The organism is Pseudomonas sp. KH_024_B2 (assembly GCF_057839965.1).
This window is the reverse complement of sequence record NZ_CM174502.1, coordinates 948,609-971,030: the sequence shown is the minus strand read 5'-3', so window position 1 is coordinate 971,030 and position 22,422 is coordinate 948,609. Positions and strand designations below refer to the sequence as shown.

Genomic DNA, 22,422 nt, shown 5'->3' with positions numbered 1-22,422 from the left:
CTCCTGTCAACCTTGATACACACCCTGCATCATTTGGCAGGGCGCTTAAACGCTGCATAACAAACCACCAACCTCACCTGCGGTATGATCCCCAACTCTGCTTTACACCAAGAGTCTTGAACCTGGATGTCCGTCACCTCCCCGCTACCTGAGTATTGCGACCCATTGCCTGCCGTCCTGGCCGGCCCGTTGTTGCGACGCCTTGAGCCGACGCGGCTGGTGCTATGGCTGGTGGGCTCGAGGGCGCTGGAACTGACGCTGCGCCTGAGGTTCGTCGAGGGCACGGGTGGCGAGACAACCCTCGATTTCCCCCTCGATGCCCGGCAGTGTCAGGTGGTGCCGATCGGAGAGCGTGGGTTTGTCCATCTGATCGATCTGCGCCTCGACGCTGCCCTGCCCTGCGACCAGTCGATTGAGTACGACCTGTTGATCGCCGAGGCGGATGGCCGGCAATCGGGCATTGCCGAGTGGGCGCCGCACCTGCTTTATGGGGAGGCGCGCTGTCCCGATTTCGTTCTGCGCACCCGCATCACCCAGTTGGTGCATGGCTCCTGCCGTAAACCCCATCATTACGCCGACGAAGGCCTGCTCTGCGTCGATCGGTTGCTGGCTGAGGCGCCTGACGCCGAACAGCGTCCGGCCTTGTTGATGATGAGTGGGGATCAGGTGTACGCGGACGATGTGGCGGGCCCGATGTTGCGGGCGACTCATGCCTTGATCGAGCGTCTCGGGTTGTTCGGCGAGTATCTGGACGGCGCGGTGGTCGAGGACAGCGCCAGGCTCTATGGGCACCCAGCCAGTTATTACCATCGCGCCGATCTGCTGCCGGCGCTGGAAAGTAATGAAACCCTGCGCGAGCGGTTTTTCGGCGGAGTGAAGAAGCCGATTTTCACCAGCAGTACCGCCGACAACCATTTAGTGACCTTCGCCGAAGTCATGGCGATGTATCTGCTGGTCTGGTCACCGGTGCCCTGGACGCTGATAGAACCGCAGCCGCCTGAGCTCAAACCCGAAGAACGTGCACGTTATGCCCGTGAACACACGCAGATCGAAGGCTTCAAGGCCGGTCTGGGCGGTGTCTCGCGGGTGTTCGCGCACCTGTCATGCCTGATGATTTTTGACGACCACGATATTACCGATGACTGGAACCTCAGCGCCCAGTGGGAAGAGACGGCTTACGGTCATCCGTTTTCCAAACGCATCATCGGCAACGCACTGATGGCCTACATGCTCTGCCAGGGCTGGGGCAACAACCCTGATGTGTTCGGTGATGTGCTGGAGAAAACCCGCGCGCTGAGTGCCGATGCCATCGGCCAGGACCGTCACTTGGGCAGCACCGCTCAAGACAGCTTGATCGATGATCTGCTGCGCTTTCAGAACTGGCAGTACGTCTTGCCGACCAGCCCGGCACTGGTGGTGCTCGATACCCGCACTCGGCGCTGGCGTAGCGAGTTCAACCTCAAGCAGCCATCGGGTTTGCTCGACTGGGAAGCCCTCAGCGAACTGCAGCAGGAATTGCTGGATCATCCCTCGGCGATCATCGTTTCGCCCGCGCCGATCTTCGGCGTCAAACTTATCGAGACGGTGCAGCGGGTATTCAGTTGGTGCGGTTTCCCGCTGTTGGTCGACGCGGAAAACTGGATGGCCCATCGCGGCGCGGCGCAGGTGATCCTGAATATCTTCCGGCACTCACGCACGCCCGGGAACTACGTGATTCTATCCGGGGATGTGCATTACTCGTTTGTCTATGAAGTGCTGATTCGCCACCGCAAGGCCGGCCCGAGAATCTGGCAGATCACCAGTAGCGGCATCAAGAATGAATTCCCGCCGAAACTGCTGGAATGGTTCGACCGCCTCAATCGCTGGCTTTACTCACCGCGCTCGCCACTCAACTGGTTGACCAAACGCCGGCGCATGCAGGTGATTCCGCACATCCCCGAGCACGCTGAAGCGGGTGAGCGGCTGTGGAATTCGGCGGGGATCGGTCAGGTGTTTTTCAATGAAAAAGGTCAGCCGCAGGATATTTATCAGCACAATGCCGATGGCTCTGCGCCTACACGGCTGGTTGGGCCTGATGAGCCGCAATGAGCCGTGGTGCATCAAGCGGCGATTGGCAGGCTAATACCAGGTCGCAGGCCCCCTATTTTCATAGGTGGGGCCAGGTACAACGATGCGAGGTAGATAGATCGTAATCCCCGTCAGCATTAACCCTAGCTATTCACGCCACCGATATTAACAGGCCGCTACCCCAGTGACATTTCGGACAAACACATAGTCAGCTCCGAACTTTCTCACCCTGTATATACCTGAGCAGTTCCATGTAGTACTTATCCGTCAGAAGTAACCGTCTATATCTGTCAGATACATCTGATAGTCCAACACTGCCCTCCGGGCAGAATCGTTGATGTTATTGCCATACCTATTATCGCTATGTATCGTACGGCACATCGCATCGAGCACTGGCTAACTGTTCAAGCTCAACGATCCAGGGGCTGGAACGACAATGGACTTTAACCACAACTGGCTTCTTGCTCACCTAAAAGTTTCCGGTCGTTTTCCCGTGCAGCGGCACAGCTCAACATTAGTACCAGCATGGTTAGTATCCATATCAAAGAGCTTGAGCTCCCCGGGTATAAATTTAATCGGCAGAGAACAATTTGAGTAAAAAGGATCATAAATGCATCAAGTAAAACTGCCGTTAAGTGGAGCATTATGGATGGTAGCGAGCCTGCTCTCATTCATTGGCATGGCTGTCGCGTCCAGAGAGCTTTCCAAGTTCATGTCGATCTTCGAGATCCTGTTTTTCAGGTCTTTTGTCGGGCTGTTCATTATTTTTCCGGTTATTTACAAACAGCGCGCCCAACTCAAACAGGCAGTAGACCTAGGCTTGCAGGTCGGCAGGAATGCGGTTCATTTCGCCGGACAATATGCCTGGACCGTTGGCGTGGCGTCGCTTCCGTTGGTCAAGGTCTTTGCTCTGGAGTTCACCACCCCGATATGGGTTTCCCTGCTAGCGTTTTTATTCTTGAAAGAAAGACTCTCCACCGCCAGGGTGCTCGCCGCCATCGGCGGTTTTATTGGTGTCCTGGTCGTTCTAAGGCCCGGCTTTGACAGCATTGAACCCGCCGCGCTTATCGTTCTGCTGGCCGCCGTGGGTTATGCAACGTCCATCATCATGGTTAAAAAACTGACGTTGACCAGCAGCCCCGCCATCATCGTGATCTGGATGGTACTTCTACAACTACCCTTGGGTTTTGGTCTGTCCCTTGCACAATGGCGAACACCTACGCTCGAATGCATCCCATGGATTCTGCTGTTAGGTGTAACGGGTTTAAGCGCGCACTTCGCGATGGCTAAAGCACTGAGCATCATGGACGCGTCCATTGCCATACCGATTGATTTTTTCAGGGTGCCGCTCATTGCCGTGGCTGGATTTTTTCTCTACGGCGAGAACCTTGAAATCCGGGTATTAGTCGGCGCACTGATTATCTTCGCCTCAAACTATCTAGCCTTCCGGATCGAGCAAAAGAACTAAGCATCCCCGCATGGGCGCTCGCCCATGTCGGGTACAAGACTGTTAGGGCGTGTGATCCAAAAGCAGTTACTGCAGAACGGATGTGTACACCATCGAGATGGATGCACGCCGCGCCGACCCTTCGCGGGCAAGCCCGCTCCCACAGGAGCCGGGGGTAATCCGCAGGCGGGGCGAGGCCGCACTGTCAGTTCCGCAGATCACCCTCGTGGACATTCCACTGCGCTCGGTATTCCATCAAAAAATCGACAAAGGCTCTGAGCCGCAAAGGCGTATGGCGTCCGCCAGGGTAGAGCAGTGTAAATGGCCGGGATCGTCCGTTGAACGCTTCAAGGACTTCCACCAACGAGCCTTCCGCCAACTCTTTTTCAACGATGAATTTGTAGGTTTGGAAGAGGCCGGCACCATGTTTGGCCAGCGTGACGCCGCCCAGCACATCGTCCGAACAGCTATAGCCGCCTTCAGTCAGGAGCTCTTTGTCCTTGGCGTTTTCCTTGAACAACCAGGCGATACGCCTACCGCTGCTGGGCAGTTCGAATTGAATGCAGTCATGGTTGTGCAAGTCATCCAGGGTTTGCGGCCGCCCTGCGCGCTGCAGGTAGTCAGGACTCGCCACCGTGACCAGTTGCGCATCTTCCAGATGCCGGGCGATCAAGCCTGAGTCGGGCAGGACCCGGACCCTGATCGCCATGTCGTAGCCTTCATCAATGAAGTCGACGTTGCGGTTGCTGATATGCACGTCGACCTTTACCGCCGGGAAGCGCGCTCGAAAGGCGGGCAACAACGGCAGGATGCGGTGATGGCCGTAGGTGGTGGGCACGCTGATGCGCAAGGTCCCGGAGGGCGTTTGCTGCTTGCCCATGACTTCGCGCTGGGCTTCAACCAACTGGGCCAAGGCCTGGCGGCACTGTTCGAAATACGCTCGACCACTGTCCGTCAGTTTTACGCTGCGGGTGGTACGGGTGAAAAGGCGCACGCCCATGCGCTCCTCCATGCGCGACACCGAGCGGCTGACCGCCGCTGGCGTTACCCCGGCTACCGCTGCCGCGGTGGTGAAACTTCCTGATTCAGCCGCCAGGCAAAACAACTCGATGCTGCCCAGCAGAATATCGTCGAACTGTCGCTTCATGATTGATAACACCATGGATCAAATGAAGTGCTCTAACGGGTATTTATCAAACAAAGGTAAATAAATACAGTTGTTTCACCAGAGCAACTAATTCCGAGCAAGGACTCTGGGGCACCGACACCTTGACTCTGCCCCTAGGGACACACCCTATGGTTCTCGTCACCTATGGCTAACGCTTGAACGACGAGGAAATACCGATGGGCAATCTGTGTTTGGTGACCGGCGCCAATGGGCATCTGGGCAATACGCTGGTCAGGGCGCTGATCGCGCGCGGCGACAGGGTCCGCGCTGGGGTGCGGGATATCAGCAACACAACGCCTTTCGAAGGCCTTGACTGTGAACTCGTCTACACCGAACTCCAGGACAAGGCAGCGATGCTTAAAGCACTGGAAGGTGTCGACGTCCTGTATCAGGTGGCGGCGGTGTTCAAACACTGGGCAAAAGATCCCCAGGCTGAAATAGTCGAGGTGAATGTCCAGGGCACCCGCACGGTGCTGGAAGCGGCGGCAGAGGCCGGGGTCGAACGGGTGGTGTATGTCAGTTCCGTTGCGGCTGTCGGTCATGACGGGCAGCCGCTGTCTGAAGAGCACTGGAATGACGACGTTCAAAACCCTTACTACCAGTCGAAGATTCTGTCCGAGCGAGCTGCCTGGCAAACGGCTCAAGCCCACGGCTTGTGGATGGTTTCGGTGCTGCCCTCGGCCATGATTGGTCCGCACGCCTCTCGCTTGACCGAGACCATGGGATTTTTGGCCTCGATCGAGCAGCGCAAAATCCCGCTCGACCTCAACTTCCATTTCAACTTCGTGGATGTGCGCGACGTGGCGCAAGGTCTGATATTGGCTGCCGAGAAAGGCCGACCGGGCAATCGCTATATCCTGGCCAACAAGCGCTCATCCTCGCTTGCCGAGATCATTAGCGCGGCCAATCGGGTCACGCCAGGCTATCGCATGCCACCGCGCGCGCCTAAAGGGTTACTGCTGAGCGTGGCGTGGTTGAAGCAACGACTGGCCGCAATAACCGGAAAACCCGCCGACCTGCTGGTGAGCCAGGTTCGCATGTTCTATGGCATCAAGCAGGAGTACGACATCACCAAGGCCGAATCGGAGTTGGGCTATCGACCACGGTCGCCAGAAGAAGCCCTCAGCTTGGCGTTTGAATATTTGAAGACGCGAGTTCGACACAGCGCTGCGCCGTATCCGGAGCGAAGAGCTGATTGATTTCGCCTTTGAGCACTCAAGGTCACCCTCCTCACCTCCCTGCCTTCACCAACACCGGTTTCTCCTGATAGCGCTCTGGATACAGCTGTTTCAGCTGCGCGACCTTTGGCAGATCATTGATCACGATGTAGGGGTGAGTCGGGTGCTCGGTCAGGAAGTCCTGATGGTAGTCCTCGGCCGGGTAGAAACCGTTGTAGGTCTCGAGCCTGGTGACGATCGGTTTGTTGAACGAACGCGCTGCGTCGAGTTGGGCGATATAAGCCTGGGCGACCCGCTGCTGCTCGGCGTTTACCGGGAAGAGCGCCGAGCGGTATTGGGTGCCGGTGTCGGGGCCCTGGCGGTTGAGTTCGGTGGGGTTGTGGGCGACCGAGAAGTAGATCTGCAGCAAGGTCCCGTAGGTGACTTGGGCAGGATTGAAGGTGACCTCGACGGATTCCGCGTGACCGGTATTGCCGTCGCTGACCAGCTCGTATTGTGCGCTGTTGGCGGCGCCGCCGGCGTAACCGGAGACAGCTCGTTTGACGCCTTTTACGTGCTGGAACACGCCTTGTACGCCCCAGAAGCAGCCGCCGGCGAAGACAGCGGTTTCGGTGTCTCCCTTGACCGTTTCGTCGAGGGTCGGCGGGGGGATGAGGACGGCGTTTTCTGTCGCGCCGAAGGAAAAGGCGGAGCATTGGCCGATGAAGGTGGCGGCGACCAGGCCTGACAGTGTGCGGCGCCAGGTTGAGTGGGACAGGGTTTTCATGGCGGTGACTCCTTAATAAGTAAGTCCGACGAAAATTCTTCATCGCATGTCGGGCCGCCTTCGCGGGCAAGCCCGCTCCCACAGGTACAGTGCTCGACTCCAGATGTTTTAACTGACTCTGTCCCTTTGCGCTCGCGATCAACCAAAGGTAAACGCATACGCCGACACACCCGGATCGAGAAACTCAATGCTGAACGTGCGATCCGCAACATCACCCGGTTGGCGGACCAGCTGATAAAGCCGCTGCTCGGTCACGACTCCGCTGCCATCGGGCGCTACGTCGGTGCCGTGGGCATCGCCGGGCATCTGGCCGTCAAGGGTGACTTTGAAGCGCACCGGTTTGCCGTCAACGCCGGGGCCCAATACCAGATGCAAATCCCGGGCATGGAAGCGGTAGACGATTCGACCGGTCGGGGCTGCCAGCGTGGCCCGCTCGGAGCCGACATTCCATTTGCCCTCCAGGCCCCACTCGTTGAGCGATGGTTTGGAGGGCGGGCTGTAGGCCGCGACCTTGTCGGGCGCCAGGCTGTCGGCCGGTACGAAATGTTCGGAGCGCTGGTAGCCAAGGTAGGTCTCCGGCGATTGCACTTCTTTCATGTCCGCGGCCAGCTGCACGCCTTGGGCGCTGACATTGATCAGGCCATCGGCAACTTTCGCGGCCCCGGCCTCGCGCAGCAATTGCTGAATCACCCGCTCCGACTCGGCGTAATTACCCTCGCCAAAATGGTGGTAACGGATACGCCCCTGAGCATCGGCGAAGTAGTGCGCCGGCCAGTATTGGTTGTTGAAGGCGCGCCAGATCTTGTAGTCATTGTCGATGGCCACCGGGTAATTGATGCCCAGATCCTTCATGGCTTTGGTGACGTTGCCCACGTCACGCTCGAAGGCGAATTCCGGGGTGTGCACACCGATCACTACCAGACCCTGATCACGGTATTTCTCGGCCCAGGCTTTGATGTATGGCAAGGTGCGCAAGCAGTTGATGCAGGAGTAGGTCCAGAAATCCACCAGCACCACTTTGCCTTTCAGGGCCTGGGTGGTCAGTGGCGGCGAGTTGAGCCATTGCACGGCACCGTCGAACGACGGCAGATTGCCTTCGATCGGCAACGCCGCAGCCTCTTTCGCAGTCATCGTCATCGCGCCGCCAGCGGCCATCATGCTCGAGCCCGGCTGGCTGTCCTGGGTCTGAGGAATCTGCGCCATCATCGCCCCGCTGTTGGCCGGTAATTTCCCGGCCAGCCGACCGACCAGCGCCTGTTCGATCTCGCCGGTGGAAGCGGTCGAAATCCGCGCCAGAATGCCGGTATCCAGGCCCAGGGCGATGGCCACAACACCCACCAGCATCGCCGCGCCCAAACCACGGCGCAGCCATTCACCGGCACCGATGGAACGCTTCATCGCAGCAAAAACCTTACCGCCCAGCAACAGTGCACCGGCGAGCGAAGTCGCGGCACCCGCGGCGTAGGCCAGTAACAGCAAGGTAGTGCCGATGCTGGCCCCTTGCAGCGCCGCGCCGGTCAGCACCAGACCGAGGATCGGCCCTGCGCACGGCGCCCACAGCAGCCCCGTGGCGACGCCGATCAACAACGAGGCGCCGGGACGTGGCCGGGTATCGGCGCCCGCCGCTTCGGACAGACGACCGCCGGCCGCCACCAGTGGCCGGGTCAGCCGTTCGGCCAGGCGCGGCAGCAACAGCGTCAGCCCGAATAGCGCAACGAACAGCAACGCGAGCCAGCGACCGTACTGATTGACTTGCACCACCCAGCCGCCGCCGACCGCCGCCAGTGAGGCGACCAGTGCGAAGGTCAGGGCCATCCCCGCCAGCAGCGGCAAGCCACTGCGCATAAACGGCTGGCCGGTGCGAGCGAAGACAAAGGGCAATACCGGCAGAATGCACGGGCTGATAATCGTCAGCACGCCACCGAGATAGGAGAGAACCAGAAGCCACATAGCGTCGACCTGCATGAAGTGAAAGAAAGGGCATTTGCATGGCTTATGCCGACAACGGCTCGAAGGTCAGTGCAAGACCGTTCATGCAGTAGCGCAGACCGGTCGGTTTTGGCCCATCGTCGAAGACATGCCCCAAATGACCACCGCAACGCCGGCAGTGGACTTCTTCGCGCAGGATGCCGAACGAACGGTCCTGACGAGTCACCACTGCGTTGTCCAGCGGCGCCCAGAAGCTCGGCCAACCGGTGCGGCTGTCGAACTTGGTGCTGGATGAAAACAGCGGCAGGGCGCAACCGGCGCAGGCGAAGATGCCTTCGCGATGTTCGTTGTTCAGTGGGCTGGAGTAGGCGCGCTCGGTGCCCTCCTTGCGCAGGATGTCGTACTGCCCGGCACTGAGCATGGCGCGCCATTCGGCATCCGTGTGGGTCACCTCAAAGGTTTCACCGGCGCTGGCAGAACTGACCATCGCCGAGCTTGCGCTGAACCTTGGCAAGATGCCGATAGCCAGCGCTGCAACGCCCAGGCCGCCACCCGCTATAAGAAACTGTCGCCGAGAAAACATGGCTCTCTCCAAAAAAACGCAGTGTTTTATGTTTTAGACAGCCTAGGCTTGAGGTGATCGCTAAATCCTCACGCAGAGTTAAACAATTCGTGATAACTCGGCTCACGGAAAAGCCGCACAATGCCCATCATCGCCTGGTGCAGGATGTAGTTCCGATGGATCAGCCCAAACGTGTCCTGGTGGTCGAGGACGATATGCACATCGCCGACCTGATCTCGCTGCATCTGCGCGATGAGCAGTTCGAGGTCGTGCACAGCGCCGATGGCAATGAAGGCCTGCGCCTGCTGGAGCAAGGCGGCTGGGACGCGCTGATCCTCGACTTGATGCTGCCCGGTGTCGATGGCCTGGAGATCTGCCGCCGCGCCCGCGCCATGACCCGCTACACGCCGATCATCATCACCAGTGCGCGTTCGAGCGAACTGCACCGCATTCTCGGTCTTGAGCTCGGTGCCGACGACTATCTGGCCAAACCCTTTTCGATGCTGGAACTGGTGGCGCGGGTCAAGGCGCTGCTGCGACGGGTCGATGCGATGGCGCGCAACCTGAAAATGGACGCTGGCAGCCTGATGGTCGACGGGCTGTTTATCGATCCGTTGACCCGCGATGTAGCACTCGACGGTCGACGTCTGGACCTCACGCCGCGGGAATTCGACCTGCTGTATTTCTTCGCCCGGCAGCCGGGCAAAGTGTTTTCGCGCATGGACCTGCTCAACGCCGTGTGGGGTTACAGCCACGAAGGTTACGAGCACACGGTCAACACTCATATCAACCGTCTGCGGGCGAAGATCGAGGCTGATCCGGCACAACCGGTGCGGATCCTCACGGTGTGGGGCCGTGGCTATAAATTCGCCGCGACGGAGGATCAGCCGTGAGACTGACCCTCACGCAGCGCCTGTCAGCGGTGTTCGCGGTGCTGTTGCTGGTGTGCTGCGGCACCTCGGTGTGGATGCAGGTGCGCTCGAACAAGATGCACGAACTTGAAGTGGTGCAAGGGCTGTCCCGCGATCTGGCCCGGCACATTGCCCACGACACTCAACTGATGGACGCCAATGGCTTGATGCCGAACGCCGTGCGCCAGTTGTTCAGCCAATTGATGCTGGTCAATCCCAGCGTCGAGGTCTATCTGCTCGACCCCAACGGCCGCATCGTCGGCAATGCCGCGCCCGAGGGCCGCTTGCGCCGCGAACAGGTCGATCTGGCGCCGGTGCAGCGCTTGCTCAACGGCGAGGCCTTGCCGATTCTCGGTGACGACCCGCGCAGTATCGACGGGCGCAAGGTGTTCAGTGCCGCGCCGTTGCGGGTCAACGGCCAGCCGGCCGGCTACCTCTATGTGGTGCTGCTCAGCGAGGAACACGACCGCTTTGCCGAGCGCGGCGCCACCAGCGTGGCCCTCAACACCGCACTCTGGTCGATTGGTCTGGTGGCGCTGCTGTGCCTGATCGCCGGCCTCACGGCGTTTGCCCTGATCACCCGGCCGTTACGCCGATTGACCGAGACCGTCGCGCATTTCGACATTGACGGCGCACCCGTTGTCCCACCCTCTTCGCCCGCAATAGACCCAGCGGAAAAAGCCACTAGCCATGACGAAATCGCCGTGCTCGACGCGGCGTTCCGGCAAATGCAAACCCGCCTCGGTGAACAATGGCGCTCACTGACGCGCCAGGATCAGGAACGTCGGGAGCTGGTGGCGAATATCTCCCACGACCTGCGCACACCGCTGGCGTCGTTGCATGGTTATCTTGAAACCCTGTCACTCAAGGACGCCACGCTGACCCCGGACGAACGGCGCCGCTACCTGGGCATCGCGCTCGATCAAAGCCGCAAGGTCGGTGGTCTGGCGCAATCGCTGCTGGATCTGGTGCGCCTGGAACATGGCTTCGTGCAGCCGGTGCTGGAGCGGTTTTCGCTGACGGATCTGGTGCAGGACGTCTTCCAGAAATTCGAACTCACCGCCGAGGCGCGACAGATAACGCTGAAAGCCAACTTCGCTCCCAGCGGGTTAGCGGTGTGTGCGGACCTCGGGCTGATCGAACGGGTATTGACCAACCTGCTGGACAACGCGCTGCGGCATACGCCGATCGATGGAGAAGTCGAAGTCAGCCTGGTGCCCCAAGGGCCATTCGTGGATGTAACGATCAACGACAGCGGTCCGGGCATCGCCCCGGAACTGCTAGAAGGACTGTTCCTGCGCCCGTTCAATATCGGTGGTGCCCGGCGTGACGGAGGCCTGGGCTTACGCATCGTGCACCGGATCCTGCAACTGCATGGTCGCGAGATCCGGCTGATCGATGTTCCCGGGCGGGGAGCGACGTTTCGCTTCTCGCTGCCGGTGGATGAAGAAATGGCCAGTCAGTTGGCAATTCGGTCGATGAATTTGAATTCGCCGGGAAGATGACCATCGGTAAGACCGACCTTGCCAATATGTACTTATTTCTGTACGTTCTTGTCTATCAGTGAGGACATCATCATGCAAACCATCAACTACACCCATGCCCGCGCACACTTGGCAGAGACCATGGATCGGGTCAATGAAGACCGGGCCCCATTCCTGGTGACACGCCAAAAAGGCGAACCGGTCGTCATGATTTCTCTGGCCGAATACAACGCCCTCGAAGAAACCGCTTACCTGCTCCGCTCCCCCGCCAATGCCGAGCGCTTGATCAAATCGATCAACAGCCTTCGCGCCGGAAAAGCCAAAGCCAGGCAATTGATTGAAGAATGAAGATTCTCTTTACCCCTGAAGGCTGGGATGACTACCTCTGGTTCCAGCAGAACGACAAGGCCGGACTCAAGCGCATCAACCTTTTGATCAAAGCGATCCAGCGTGATCCCTTCGACGGACTTGGCAAACCCGAGCCCCTAAAACATAACCTCAGTGGATTTTGGTCGCGCCGGATAACAGCCGAACATCGCTTGGTCTATGGGATAGAAAACGATGAGGTGCAGATTCTGATGTGCCGATATCACTACTGAACCAACGCATCACCTTTCACAAACACGAACCTGGCAGCACAGCTGTTAAAGCATGCTTCCTTGACGTCGCTGCACAGCCGCCCTGAAAATGCCCGGCGCTGTTCCCGTCTCAAACCCTGTTAAACGAAGTAGTGAAATTTCAATGCCTGATTCCAACACCGATGAATCCGTAATCACCTTGTCGTCCAAAGTGGAATACGAAAACGCCATCAATCTTTCGCAGCATGTGCCGCAGGCCAAGACCATCAGTGAAATGGTGCTCGATGCTTTTCACACCTCGAAGGAAAGCGACCAGATTCGTGACTTACGCATTGCGATTCGCCAGGCACATGACCAGTTTGACGACGACAAAGCCTACGAACTGATGGGCGAGTTGAAACAGCTTAAAGACGCAGAGGCCGCCGACATCGCCGCTCTGGAAGACTTGAGCAGCAAATTCCCGATAGGCCGGATTCTGTCGAGCTTCAAGGACGACCCGGCCTTTCAGGAACTGGTCTACAACCTGGCCCTGAAAGTATTGAACCAGACCCACCAAGCGATCAGCAATCCCGGCAGCGGCAAGACCAAAGCGGCACGCGCCAAGAAAGAGATCGAAGTGTTCTCCATCAGCAAGGATGGCGTAAGCGTCACCCTGCCCCTGCGCACGCCCCGCTCCAAACCGAACGTGGACCGTGAAGCCTTCGAATTCCTCGGCTTTGCGTTCGTCGGTGAAGGCGATCAAGCGGAACTGGAAGGCGAGACTTTCATGGATAACGAAGGTGCCGAGCAACCTGCTACCCGCAAAAGCATCATCACTGCCTTGCAGCAGCAGACCGCATTCGACGGTTACAGCATCGCTCAGCAGTAACGCCGGAAGATCTTCTGCTTTCCATCAGTCTGTCGAGAAAAAAAAGCCCCGCTCTTCACATCGAAGGCGGGGCTTTTTTTGTAGCCATGTTCTAGCTCAAGGCGCGTAAGTCAGCAGCAGCTCGCTCGGCACTTTGAAGTCCAGGGACATCATCACGCTCAGCGCGGTGATGGTGAAGATCGAGAAGACGAACAGCTTGCGCGCCCAGACTTGATCATCCACGGCCTTGTAGCCGGTCCAGGCCATGTACAGCCAGTACATGCCCATGGCAGTGGCGACGGCGAGGTAGCTCATGCCGGCGTAGCCGCTGAAGGTCAGCATCAAGGTCGCCACGAGGAAGGCCAGGATGTAGAGCAGGATGTGCCGCTTGGCCACTTCAATTCCGCGCTTCACTGGCAACACCGGAATCGACGCGGCCAGGTAATCGTTGAAGCGGAAGATTGCGATGGCGTAGGAATGCGGCATCTGCCACAGGCTGAACATCACCAGCAGCGTCAGCGCAGCCATGTCGAAGCTGTTGCTCACGGCCACGTAGCCGATCACCGGTGGCATGGCCCCCGACAGACTGCCCACCAGCGTGCCGTGAACCGACTTGCGCTTGAGGTACAGGCTGTAGAAACCGACGTAGATAACGAAACCGATCACTGCGAACAGCGCCGCCAACGGGTTGGCCACGCGGTACAGCAGGACCACGCCGACGATCCCGAGGAGGGTCGCGTAAACCAGTGCCAGTTTCAGGGAGATCAGGCCCTGGACCAGCACACGGTTTTTGGTGCGTTCCATCTTCAGGTCGATGTCACGGTCGATGCAGTTGTTGAACACGCAACCGGACGCTACCACCAAGGATGTGCCAATCATTGCAGCCAGGAACAGGGCGATGTCGACATGCCCTTTCGAGGCCAGGAAAAACCCGCCTGCCACAGAAAGCACGTTACCGAAAATGATCCCCGGTTTGGTGATTTGGATAAAGTGCTTAAAGGACATCCGGAGTTCCTCAGTGCGCCATCATGTTGGAGTGGATGCTGAACATGATCCACAACGACAGGCCGACCAACAGGACGATCACCAGGGCAGCGAAGACGAACGCGATCACGTTGTTACGCTGGGCGGCGGAGCGGTCCAGGTGGAGGAAGTAAACCAGGTGAACGAGCACCTGGATCACGGCGAAGGCCAGCACGATCCACAGGGTCACGTCTTTCGGCAGGGATGGGTACATCACCAGGCCGAACGGAATGACGGTCAGGATCACCGACAGGATGAAGCCGATGGCATAGGACTTTACGCTGCCGTGGTTGGCATCGTGGGCATCATGGCCATTGTGGGAATGAGCTGCGTTAGCCATTTACATAGTCCCCATCAGATAAACAACCGTGAATACGCAGATCCACACAACGTCCAGGAAGTGCCAGAACAGGCTCAGGCAGCTCAGACGGGTCTTGTTGGTCGCCGTCAGGCCGTTTTTCTGCACCTGATACATCATGATCGCCATCCAGATCAGACCGCTGGTCACGTGCAGACCGTGGGTCCCGACCAGGGTGAAGAACCCGGACAGGAAGCCGCTACGGCTCGGGCCGAAGCCTTCGGCGATCAGTACGTGGAACTCGTTGATCTCCATGCCGATGAAGCCGGCACCGAGCAGAAAGGTCATGCCCAGCCAGACCAGCACCTGGTTCTTCTTGCCCTTGAACAGCGCCAGCATGGCGAAGCCGTAGGTGATCGAACTGAACAGCAGCAGAGCGGTTTCGCCCAGTACGTAAGGCAGTTCGAAGATGTCGTGGCCCGACGGGCCACCGGCGACGTTGTTTACCAGTACCGCGTACACCGCGAAGATCGACGCAAACAGAATGCAGTCGGTCATCAGGTAGAGCCAGAAACCGAATACGGTCATCTCGCCCGAGTCGTGGTGATGGTCATCGTGCCCATGTCCATCGACATGGGTGTGTCCAGCATTGGTCACTAAGTTCGACATGGTTTAAGCCTGTTCCAACGAGGTTTCAACACGGGTGGTGGTGGCTGGAACTTTTCCGGCCGCTACCAGACGCTTGTGCTGCTCGGCTTCGATGCGCTCGATCACGTCGACCGGCACCATATAGCCCTGGTCATCACGAGCAGCGTGGATCACGAAGTACACAACAGTGCCGACAAGGCCTGCGATGGCCAACCACCAGATGTGCCAGATCATCGCGAAACCGAACACGGTCAACAGAGCCCCCATGACCACACCGGTGGCGGTGTTGTTTGGCATGTGAATCGGTTCATAGCGGCGTGGAGCCTTGTACGCAGTACCGTTTTCCTTGGCCTCGGTGAACGGGTCGATGCAGTCGGCTTTCGGCAGCACGGCAAAGTTGTAGAACGGTGGTGGCGACGAGGTCGACCATTCCAGCGTGTGGGCATTCCACGGGTCGCCGTGTTCGCACATGTTCTCTGGCTTGTTGCGATCACGCACGCTGACGTACAGCTGGATCAGCTGGCAGGCGATACCGACGGCAATCATCACCGCACCGAACATGGCAACGTACAGGTACGGCACCCACTCAGGGTTGGTGGTGGCGTTCAGACGACGGGTCATGCCCATGAAGCCCAGTACATAGAGCGGCATGAACGCGACGAAGAAGCCGGTGATCCAGAACCAGAACGCTGCCTTGCCCCAGCCTTCGTGCAGCTTGAAGCCGAACGCTTTCGGGAAGTAGAAGGCGAAACCGGCGATGTAACCGAATACCGCGCCGCCGATGATCACGTTGTGGAAGTGCGCGATCACGAACAGGCTGTTGTGCAGAACGAAGTCAGCACCCGGAATGGCCAGCAGTACGCCGGTCATGCCGCCGATGGCGAAGGTCACCATGAAGCCCAGGGTCCAGAGCACCTGGCTGGTGAAACGCAGACGGCCCTGGTAGATAGTGAACAGCCAGTTGAATAGCTTCACCCCCGTCGGGATCGAAATCAGCATCGTCGCCAGACCGAAGAAGGCGTTGACGCTGGCACCCGAACCCATGGTGAAGAAGTGGTGCAGCCAGACCATGAAGCCGAGGATCGAGATCGCGCCACTGGCGTAGATCATCGAGTGGTGGCCGAACAGTTTCTTGCCGGAGAAGGTCGAGATGACTTCGGAGAAGATCCCGAACGCCGGCAGAATCAGGATGTAAACCTCAGGGTGACCCCAGGCCCAGAACAGGTTGACGTACATCATCGGATTGCCACCAAGTTCATTGGTGAAAATGTGGAAATCCATGTAACGGTCAAGCGTCAGCAAAGCCAGAGTAGCGGTCAGGATCGGGAACGAAGCGACGATCAGAACGTTGGCCCAGGTGCAGGTCCAGGTGAAGATCGGCATATCCATCAACTTCATGCCCGGGGTACGCATTTTCAGTACGGTGGCCAGGAAGTTGACCCCCGTCAGCGTCGTCCCGAGCCCCGATAGCTGTAGCGCCCAGATGTAGTAATCCATCCCCACGCCCGGACTGTATTGCAGGCCCGACAGCGGCGGATAGGCAACCCAGCCGGTCTTGGCGAATTCGCCAACGCCCAGGGACAGGTTGATCAGCACCACGCCGGAAACCAGCAGCCAGAAGCTCAAGGAGTTCAGGAACGGGTAGGCAACGTCACGCGCGCCGATCTGCAGCGGCACTGCAAGGTTCATCAGGCCGGTGAAGAAAGGCATCGCCATGAAGATGATCATGATCACACCGTGGGCGGTGAAGATCTGGTCATAGTGTTCAGGCGGCAGGTAGCCAGGCGAACCCTCGGTGGCCATGGCCAACTGGGTACGCATCATGATGGCGTCGGCAAAACCACGCAGCAGCATGACCATGGCGACGATGATGTACATCACGCCGATTTTCTTGTGGTCGACCGACGTCAGCCACTCGGACCACAGGTAGGTCCACTTCTTGAAGTAAGTGATTGCAGCGAACAGTCCCAGACCGCCAAGCGCGATCATGGCGATGGTTATCATCACGATCGGCTCGTGGAACGGGACCGCTTCCCAACTTAATTTACCAAACATCGTTTACTCCTCTGCCCCGGCAGCTGAATGCGAACTCATGTCCATCCCTTCCATATGGGCCACTTCTTTCTCTTTCTGCTCGTGGTGCATCGGCTTGCCCGGTTTCATGCCTTCGTACTTGTCGACGATGATCTGGAACAGGTTCGGCGTGACCGAGGAGTAGAGTTCGACTGGGTTGTTCTGGCTCTGCTTGGCAAGGGCTGCGTATTCAGCTTGTTCAAGCTGTTTAGGTGCCTTTTTGACTTCACTTACCCAGGCGTCGAAATCTTCCTGGGAAGTTGCGATCGCTTTGAATTTCATACCGGTGAAACCTGCGCCGCTGTAGTTGGCGGAAATACCGTCCATTTCAGCGTTCTGGTTGGCGATCAGGTGCAGTTTGGTCTGCATGCCCGCCATCGCGTAGATCTGACCGCCCAGAGCAGGGATGAAGAATGAGTTCATCACGGCGTCCGAAGTGACCTTGAAGTTGATCGGGGTGTGCGCCGGGAACACGATCTTGTTGACCGTGGCAATGCCTTGTTCCGGGTAGATGAACAGCCACTTCCAGTCCAGCGCGACCACTTCGATGGTGATCGGCTTGACGTCGGACTCCAGCGGACGATAAGGGTCCAGCGCGTAGGTCGACTTGTAGGTGATGTAACCCAGAGCAATGATGATCAGTACCGGAACAGTCCACACCGCGATTTCGATCTTGGTGGAGTGGTTCCATTTAGGCGTGTACACGGCATCGGTGTTGGACGCGCGGTATTTCCAGGCGAACAGGAAGGTCATGACGATGACCGGAACCACGACCAACAGCATCAGCAGCGTTGCGGTGATGATCAGGTTTCGCTCGTCCAGGCCGACCTGGCCCTTGGGATCGAGCAAAGTCATGTTGCAGCCACTCAGCAACAACGTGCCGAGCAGAGGCAAGAAGCCTAAGAATCTGGGGTACCTGTTTTTACTCATCTCACGACCTCTAAAGCAGCTTGCGCAATGCAGTTGGGTTTTGATCGCCAACACTTCACCCTGCCAAGGGTTGGCATTTTTTCTTCGATTGAATAAGGGCCTGCCCCGTCGCGCTAAACGCTGATCGACACATCCTGGGCTAGCACTGGGTTCTTATTCGAATTCGTGGTCAAAGGCCTTGTTACAGACCAATTCCATTTGGTGCGGATAGTTGGAAGGTTGCCGGCACCTGGAGTCGCATGGAGTATTCAAACCGCCCCTCGACCGCCCTCGTATGCCCAAAGATGGGCAGCGCCGGAATTTCAGTGCGGGCGATTGTAGATATGTAACGTTCTATAAACCATGTCTCATCTCGAAATAATTCTTATCGAAACCAGCAACAATCATTAACGATTATTGCGTCAGTCAATAATCGTATCGCGTTTCATTCTCAACAAGAACCCCAAAAAATGTAGGCTTAATGTCCTCATTTCAGACAGCTTCGCTGCTCGGATTGGTGCCGTAATCAGCCCCGAGGCCTCTCTAAACAAGGCCTCCAGTATTTCGCTGGAGCCTGTTAAATCTGCCTGATGAGCTTTGCGGTCTTTGGCAATTCAATCGCTCAGAGGGGATGAATTCGGGGGTTCGCGCAGCTCCGGCATCGCCACTTGAAATGTCTTGCCACACCCCGCGTGTGACAACGTGTCGCACATGTGCCGCACATTTTCTTGAGTGAAATCATGTTCTTTTTCCGAACCCCTGGAACGCAAAACGCCCCGGCCCTCTCAAGGAGGAAACGAGGCGTTTTTTTGTGTCGTCGGGTGCTGCGGCGAGTGACCTTAGCGGATGTTCTTGCGGTTGCGGGAAATGCCCAGCGGTACCAGCACAATGGTCAATACAAAGGCCACCAGCGCCCACTGCGCCAGGGACAAACCCAGCACCGGCGGGTAAGGCGTCGCGCAGAAACCGTCGACCCGAAAGCCCAGCGGGAAAATCGACGCCAGCGGCAAGCCATCGACAATTGGCTGCAGGACGTCGATCCCGCAACTGACCGTCGGATAGAACTGGATGTACACGTGATGCCCGGCGACTGCGGCGCCAGCAATGGCGCTGAGCACCACCAGCACTTCGAGCAGGGTAATGCTGCGTCGGGTGCGCATCGCCGCGCCGACGAAGGCGAAGATCGCGATCAGCAACAAGGCATAGCGTTGCAGGATGCACAGCGGGCATGGCGCTTCGCCCAGCGCCACTTGCATGTACAGCGCACCGCCGATCAGCGCCAGACAGATCACGCCAAGCAAGACCAGAAACCGTCGCTCACGCCCCAAACGCATTATTTCGTCACTCATCCCGGTATCCCTTTGCTGAAGTGATGTAAGTCATCGATAAGCTAGTTTACCGCGCGGCGGCAGCGTGGTGGTTTAACGGGAGGGAATTAACGGGGGATTAAGCAGGAGGTTTGTGTTGAAGCTGATGACGTCATCGCGAGCAAGCTCGCTCCCACACTGGACCGTGTCTGGACACAAAATCTGTGTACGACACCGTTCTAATGTGGGAGCGAGCTTGCTCGCGAAAGGGACGACGCGGTGAGTCTGACTCACCGCGCTTGAGCGCTATTCCAGCACCGCAGCCGGGCCGAAGAACTCGTAACGGCTTTGCTTCTCCGGAACACCCAAGGCTTTGAGGTGACGCTTGATCGCGCCCATAAAGCCTTTTGGCCCGAGGAAGTAAGCATCCAGATCGCGCTGCTCAGGCAACCACTGCGCCAATTGCTCCTGACTCAACAGCCCGACCTGATCTGCCGCCGGGCTGACGCCATCATCTTCGGCATAGCAGTAAAAGCGCTTGAGTTGCGGATGACGCTCGGCCAGCGCATCGACCCAATCACGGAAGGCGTGAACGCCGCCATTACGCGCGCAGTGAATGAAGTGCACCGGGCGTTTGGTCGCCAGCGCTGCTTCAAGCATCGGCAAGGTCGGTGTGATCCCGACACCACCGCTGATCAGCACCAGCGGTTTGTCGCTGGCAGTCAGGGTGAACTCGCCAGCCGGCGGAAACAGCATGATGCTCGCGCCTACATGGAACTGGTCATGCAGGAAGTTCGAGGCACGACCGCCACCTTCGCGCTTGACGCTGATGCGGTACTGACCGGCATCAGCCAGGGCCGACAGCGAATAGTTGCGACGAATCTCTTCGCCATCGAGGATCAGCTTCATGCCGATGTACTGGCCAGGCTCTGCCGCGAGGATCGCGCCTTTGTCCGCAGGTTCGAAGTAGAACGAAGTGATTTCCGAGCTTTCCTCGACCCGCGCCACCAGTTTGAACTCCCGCTCCCCGCGCCAGCCGCCCGGTGCTTCGGCCTTCTGGTCGTAGATAGCGGTTTCGGCACCGATCAGGATATCGGCCAACTGGTTATAGGCCGCGCCCCAGGCGCTCATGACTTCAGGGGTGGCAATCTCACTGCCGAGCACTTCGCTGATGGCCCGCAGCAGGCAGCTGCCGACGATCGGGTAATGCTCAGGGAGGATTTGCAGGGCAACGTGCTTGTTGATGATCTTCGCCACCAGATCGCCCAACTGGTCCAACTGGTCGATATGCCGCGCATACATCAACACACCGTTAGCCAGCGCACGAGGCTGATCGCCGCTGCTCTGGTGGGCCTGGTTGAACATCGGACGGACTTCCGGGTATTCGGAGAGCATCATGCGATAGAAATGAGTGATCAACGCTTCGCCACCGCTTTCCAGCAGCGGGACGGTCGATTTGACGATGGCACGGTCTTGAACGCTAAGCATAAGGGCAACTCCTGAGCTTTTTGGTTTCTAGCTGATTACCCTTTACCTATCAGTTTCCATGCCAACAATTAAAACCATATAAATCAACTAGTTGAGAAACAAGTAGTCATATCGACAATGACTGTTTTATAGTCATTGAGACTACATGGAGTCAATATGACTGCAAAGCCGCTGCTCACTGCCCTGCTCCCCCTGGTCTCGGATCTGTCCCGCGAATTGCCGGAGGGCGAGCGCTATCGGCGCCTGCTCGAAGCCATGCGCGCACTGTTGCCCTGTGATGCCGCCGCCCTTTTGCGCCTCGACGGCGAATGGCTGGTGCCCTTGGCGGTAGATGGTCTGAGCCCGGACACCCTGGGCCGACGCTTCAAGGTCAGCGAACATCCGCGTTTTGAGGCTTTGCTCAGCAGTCCCGGACCGACCCGTTTCGCCAGCGACAGCGAGTTGCCGGACCCTTACGACGGTTTGGTGGACGGTCTCGACGAACACCTGGAAGTCCACGACTGCATGGGCTGCCCGCTGTTTATCGACGAACGCCCCTGGGGTTTGCTGACCCTCGATTCACTGGACCCGCAACGTTTCGAATCCGTCGAACTGGACGCGCTGGAAGCCTTCGCCAGCCTCGCCGCCGCGACGGTCAACGCTGCTGAACGCATCGAACGCCTGGCCCTGCGCGTCGAAGACGAACATCAGCGCGCCGAGGTTTACCGTCAGGCCAGCGGCCAGCAAAACCGCGAAATGATCGGCCAAAGCAAAACCCACAAACGCCTGATGGAAGAAATCAGCCTGGTGGGCGGCAGTGACCTGACAGTGCTGATCACCGGTGAAACCGGAGTCGGCAAGGAACTGGTGGCCCAGGCTATTCACGCAGCTTCACCGCGGGCCGACAAACCGATCATCAGTCTGAACTGCGCCGCCCTGCCGGACACCCTGGTGGAAAGCGAGCTGTTCGGCCATGTGCGCGGTGCGTTCACCGGCGCAATGAACGACCGTCTCGGCAAGTTCGAACTGGCCAACGGCGGCACGCTGTTTCTCGATGAAGTCGGCGAGTTGTCGTTGGCGGTGCAGGCCAAGTTGCTGCGGGTGCTGCAAAGCGGTCAACTGCAACGCTTGGGTTCGGACAAGGAGCATCAAGTGGATGTGCGGCTGATCGCGGCGACCAATCGCGATCTGGCCGAAGAAGTGCGCAGCGGCCGCTACCGGGCTGACTTCTATCATCGCCTCAGCGTTTATCCGTTGCTGGTGCCGGCGCTGCGGGATCGCGGCCGCGATGTGCTGCTGCTCAGCGGCTTTTTCCTCGAGCAGAACCGCTCGCGCATGGGCCTCAACAGCCTGCGCCTGACCAGCGATGCTCAAGCAGCGCTGCTGGCCTATGCCTGGCCGGGCAATGTCCGTGAACTCGAACATTTGATTGGCCGCAGCGCACTGAAAGCGCTGGGCAATTGCCGTGAGCGACCGAAAATCCTTAGCCTCAGCGCGGCGGATCTGGATTTACCGAATGTCGAGGAACAAGCTTCCCCGCCAGAGCCTGCCGCCACCCCCATGGTTTTGCCTGACGCGGCCGGGGATCTGCGCCTGGCGACCGAGAACTACCAGCGCCAGCTGATCAGCGCCAGCCTTGAGCGACACCGGAACAACTGGGCGAGTGCCGCCCGTGAGCTAGGCCTGGACAGGGCGAATCTTGGAAGGATGGCGAAAAGGTTGGGGATGAAGTGACACGCTTGGCACCGTGCCCTTCGCGG

General features: G+C 58.4%; 21 protein-coding genes. 10 read left to right on the top strand and 11 right to left on the bottom strand.

Annotated features, from left to right (window positions below):
• Positions 1-126: 126 nt before the first annotated feature.
• The 3 genes from AC3I0A_RS04525 to AC3I0A_RS04515 all read left to right on the top strand — a co-directional run bounded on the left by AC3I0A_RS04525 (position 127) and on the right by AC3I0A_RS04515 (position 3,535).
• Entirely contained in the window at positions 127-2,088 is a 1,962-nt protein-coding gene (locus AC3I0A_RS04525; protein WP_489376439.1) for an alkaline phosphatase D family protein, read from the top strand.
• Between the two features lie 432 nt (positions 2,089-2,520).
• Positions 2,521-2,661, top strand: a complete 141-nt coding sequence (locus AC3I0A_RS04520) for a LysR family transcriptional regulator (RefSeq protein ID WP_489378408.1) — start codon at positions 2,521-2,523, stop codon at positions 2,659-2,661.
• 16 nt (positions 2,662-2,677) lie between these two features.
• The gene (locus AC3I0A_RS04515) at positions 2,678-3,535 is read left to right on the top strand and encodes a DMT family transporter (RefSeq protein ID WP_489376438.1); all 858 of its coding nucleotides are present in this window, start codon (positions 2,678-2,680) and stop codon (positions 3,533-3,535) included.
• 184 nt (positions 3,536-3,719) lie between these two features.
• On the opposite strand, the gene AC3I0A_RS04510 is transcribed toward AC3I0A_RS04515, so the two are convergent.
• Positions 3,720-4,661 (bottom strand): LysR family transcriptional regulator, encoded by a 942-nt coding sequence (locus tag AC3I0A_RS04510; protein WP_489376437.1) that lies wholly within the window; start codon positions 4,659-4,661, stop codon positions 3,720-3,722.
• 197 nt (positions 4,662-4,858) lie between these two features.
• Here AC3I0A_RS04510 and AC3I0A_RS04505 point away from each other — a divergent pair, with 197 nt between their 5' ends.
• Positions 4,859-5,881, top strand: a complete 1,023-nt coding sequence (locus tag AC3I0A_RS04505; RefSeq protein WP_489376436.1) for an NAD-dependent epimerase/dehydratase family protein — start codon at positions 4,859-4,861, stop codon at positions 5,879-5,881.
• Positions 5,882-5,912: 31 nt separating this feature from the next.
• Here the strand turns inward: AC3I0A_RS04505 and msrA are convergent, their stop codons facing one another.
• The 3 genes from msrA to msrB all read right to left on the bottom strand — a co-directional run bounded on the left by msrA (position 5,913) and on the right by msrB (position 9,138).
• Positions 5,913-6,626, bottom strand: a complete 714-nt coding sequence (gene msrA, locus AC3I0A_RS04500) for a peptide-methionine (S)-S-oxide reductase MsrA (protein ID WP_489376435.1) — start codon at positions 6,624-6,626, stop codon at positions 5,913-5,915.
• A gap of 138 nt (positions 6,627-6,764) precedes the next feature.
• Complete coding sequence (locus AC3I0A_RS04495; RefSeq protein WP_489376434.1) at positions 6,765-8,576, bottom strand: cytochrome c biogenesis protein DipZ; 1,812 nt, start codon at positions 8,574-8,576, stop codon at positions 6,765-6,767.
• A gap of 43 nt (positions 8,577-8,619) precedes the next feature.
• On the bottom strand, positions 8,620-9,138 hold the full coding sequence (gene msrB, locus AC3I0A_RS04490) for a peptide-methionine (R)-S-oxide reductase MsrB (RefSeq protein WP_489376433.1): 519 nt from the start codon (positions 9,136-9,138) through the stop codon (positions 8,620-8,622).
• 155 nt (positions 9,139-9,293) lie between these two features.
• Between msrB and AC3I0A_RS04485 the strand changes: the two genes are divergently transcribed.
• The 5 genes from AC3I0A_RS04485 to AC3I0A_RS04465 all read left to right on the top strand — a co-directional run bounded on the left by AC3I0A_RS04485 (position 9,294) and on the right by AC3I0A_RS04465 (position 12,958).
• A complete protein-coding gene (locus tag AC3I0A_RS04485; RefSeq protein ID WP_489376432.1) occupies positions 9,294-10,010 on the top strand; it encodes a response regulator transcription factor in 717 nt (238 codons plus the stop codon).
• A complete protein-coding gene (locus AC3I0A_RS04480; RefSeq protein ID WP_489376431.1) occupies positions 10,007-11,533 on the top strand; it encodes a sensor histidine kinase in 1,527 nt (508 codons plus the stop codon). The genes AC3I0A_RS04485 and AC3I0A_RS04480 overlap by 4 nt, the downstream gene beginning before the upstream one ends.
• A gap of 72 nt (positions 11,534-11,605) precedes the next feature.
• Entirely contained in the window at positions 11,606-11,860 is a 255-nt protein-coding gene (locus AC3I0A_RS04475; RefSeq protein WP_489376430.1) for a type II toxin-antitoxin system prevent-host-death family antitoxin, read from the top strand.
• Entirely contained in the window at positions 11,857-12,111 is a 255-nt protein-coding gene (locus AC3I0A_RS04470; protein WP_489376429.1) for a Txe/YoeB family addiction module toxin, read from the top strand. The genes AC3I0A_RS04475 and AC3I0A_RS04470 overlap by 4 nt, the downstream gene beginning before the upstream one ends.
• A gap of 142 nt (positions 12,112-12,253) precedes the next feature.
• Positions 12,254-12,958, top strand: a complete 705-nt coding sequence (locus AC3I0A_RS04465; protein ID WP_489376428.1) for a hypothetical protein — start codon at positions 12,254-12,256, stop codon at positions 12,956-12,958.
• 96 nt (positions 12,959-13,054) lie between these two features.
• Here AC3I0A_RS04465 and cyoE read toward each other — a convergent pair whose 3' ends face one another.
• From cyoE to hmpA, 7 genes are all read right to left on the bottom strand, one after another.
• Positions 13,055-13,942, bottom strand: a complete 888-nt coding sequence (cyoE, locus tag AC3I0A_RS04460) for a heme o synthase (RefSeq protein ID WP_489376427.1) — start codon at positions 13,940-13,942, stop codon at positions 13,055-13,057.
• Between the two features lie 10 nt (positions 13,943-13,952).
• Positions 13,953-14,300: a cytochrome o ubiquinol oxidase subunit IV gene (gene cyoD / locus AC3I0A_RS04455; protein ID WP_489376426.1), complete on the bottom strand. Its 348-nt coding sequence runs from the start codon at positions 14,298-14,300 to the stop codon at positions 13,953-13,955.
• Positions 14,301-14,927: a cytochrome o ubiquinol oxidase subunit III gene (locus AC3I0A_RS04450; RefSeq protein WP_489376425.1), complete on the bottom strand. Its 627-nt coding sequence runs from the start codon at positions 14,925-14,927 to the stop codon at positions 14,301-14,303.
• Between the two features lie 3 nt (positions 14,928-14,930).
• The gene (gene cyoB, locus AC3I0A_RS04445; RefSeq protein ID WP_489376424.1) at positions 14,931-16,961 is read right to left on the bottom strand and encodes a cytochrome o ubiquinol oxidase subunit I; all 2,031 of its coding nucleotides are present in this window, start codon (positions 16,959-16,961) and stop codon (positions 14,931-14,933) included.
• A gap of 3 nt (positions 16,962-16,964) precedes the next feature.
• Positions 16,965-17,909 (bottom strand): ubiquinol oxidase subunit II, encoded by a 945-nt coding sequence (gene cyoA / locus AC3I0A_RS04440; protein WP_489376423.1) that lies wholly within the window; start codon positions 17,907-17,909, stop codon positions 16,965-16,967.
• Between the two features lie 818 nt (positions 17,910-18,727).
• Positions 18,728-19,237: a disulfide bond formation protein B gene (locus AC3I0A_RS04435; protein ID WP_489376422.1), complete on the bottom strand. Its 510-nt coding sequence runs from the start codon at positions 19,235-19,237 to the stop codon at positions 18,728-18,730.
• 264 nt (positions 19,238-19,501) lie between these two features.
• Positions 19,502-20,683, bottom strand: coding sequence for an NO-inducible flavohemoprotein (hmpA, locus tag AC3I0A_RS04430; RefSeq protein WP_489376421.1), 1,182 nt, complete (start codon positions 20,681-20,683; stop codon positions 19,502-19,504).
• Between the two features lie 156 nt (positions 20,684-20,839).
• On the opposite strand from hmpA, the gene norR reads away from it, so the two are divergent.
• Positions 20,840-22,396: a nitric oxide reductase transcriptional regulator NorR gene (norR, locus tag AC3I0A_RS04425; protein WP_489376420.1), complete on the top strand. Its 1,557-nt coding sequence runs from the start codon at positions 20,840-20,842 to the stop codon at positions 22,394-22,396.
• Positions 22,397-22,422 lie beyond the last annotated feature (26 nt).

Bases quoted from the DNA above. Each gene is read 5' to 3' on its own strand.
- AC3I0A_RS04470 (WP_489376429.1), top strand. From the start codon at position 11,857: ATGAAGATTCTCTTTACCCCTGAAGGCTGGGATGACTACCTCTGGTTC.
- AC3I0A_RS04525 (WP_489376439.1), top strand. From the start codon at position 127: ATGTCCGTCACCTCCCCGCTACCTGAGTATTGCGACCCATTGCCTGCC.
- AC3I0A_RS04465 (WP_489376428.1), top strand. From the start codon at position 12,254: ATGCCTGATTCCAACACCGATGAATCCGTAATCACCTTGTCGTCCAAA.
- msrA (WP_489376435.1), bottom strand. From the start codon at position 6,626: ATGAAAACCCTGTCCCACTCAACCTGGCGCCGCACACTGTCAGGCCTG.
- hmpA (WP_489376421.1), bottom strand. From the start codon at position 20,683: ATGCTTAGCGTTCAAGACCGTGCCATCGTCAAATCGACCGTCCCGCTG.
- AC3I0A_RS04495 (WP_489376434.1), bottom strand. From the start codon at position 8,576: ATGTGGCTTCTGGTTCTCTCCTATCTCGGTGGCGTGCTGACGATTATC.
- AC3I0A_RS04515 (WP_489376438.1), top strand. From the start codon at position 2,678: ATGCATCAAGTAAAACTGCCGTTAAGTGGAGCATTATGGATGGTAGCG.
- cyoA (WP_489376423.1), bottom strand. From the start codon at position 17,909: ATGAGTAAAAACAGGTACCCCAGATTCTTAGGCTTCTTGCCTCTGCTC.
- AC3I0A_RS04510 (WP_489376437.1), bottom strand. From the start codon at position 4,661: ATGAAGCGACAGTTCGACGATATTCTGCTGGGCAGCATCGAGTTGTTT.
- AC3I0A_RS04505 (WP_489376436.1), top strand. From the start codon at position 4,859: ATGGGCAATCTGTGTTTGGTGACCGGCGCCAATGGGCATCTGGGCAAT.
- cyoD (WP_489376426.1), bottom strand. From the start codon at position 14,300: ATGGCTAACGCAGCTCATTCCCACAATGGCCATGATGCCCACGATGCC.
- norR (WP_489376420.1), top strand. From the start codon at position 20,840: ATGACTGCAAAGCCGCTGCTCACTGCCCTGCTCCCCCTGGTCTCGGAT.
- AC3I0A_RS04450 (WP_489376425.1), bottom strand. From the start codon at position 14,927: ATGTCGAACTTAGTGACCAATGCTGGACACACCCATGTCGATGGACAT.
- AC3I0A_RS04475 (WP_489376430.1), top strand. From the start codon at position 11,606: ATGCAAACCATCAACTACACCCATGCCCGCGCACACTTGGCAGAGACC.
- cyoB (WP_489376424.1), bottom strand. From the start codon at position 16,961: ATGTTTGGTAAATTAAGTTGGGAAGCGGTCCCGTTCCACGAGCCGATC.
- AC3I0A_RS04485 (WP_489376432.1), top strand. From the start codon at position 9,294: ATGGATCAGCCCAAACGTGTCCTGGTGGTCGAGGACGATATGCACATC.
- AC3I0A_RS04435 (WP_489376422.1), bottom strand. From the start codon at position 19,237: ATGAGTGACGAAATAATGCGTTTGGGGCGTGAGCGACGGTTTCTGGTC.
- cyoE (WP_489376427.1), bottom strand. From the start codon at position 13,942: ATGTCCTTTAAGCACTTTATCCAAATCACCAAACCGGGGATCATTTTC.
- msrB (WP_489376433.1), bottom strand. From the start codon at position 9,138: ATGTTTTCTCGGCGACAGTTTCTTATAGCGGGTGGCGGCCTGGGCGTT.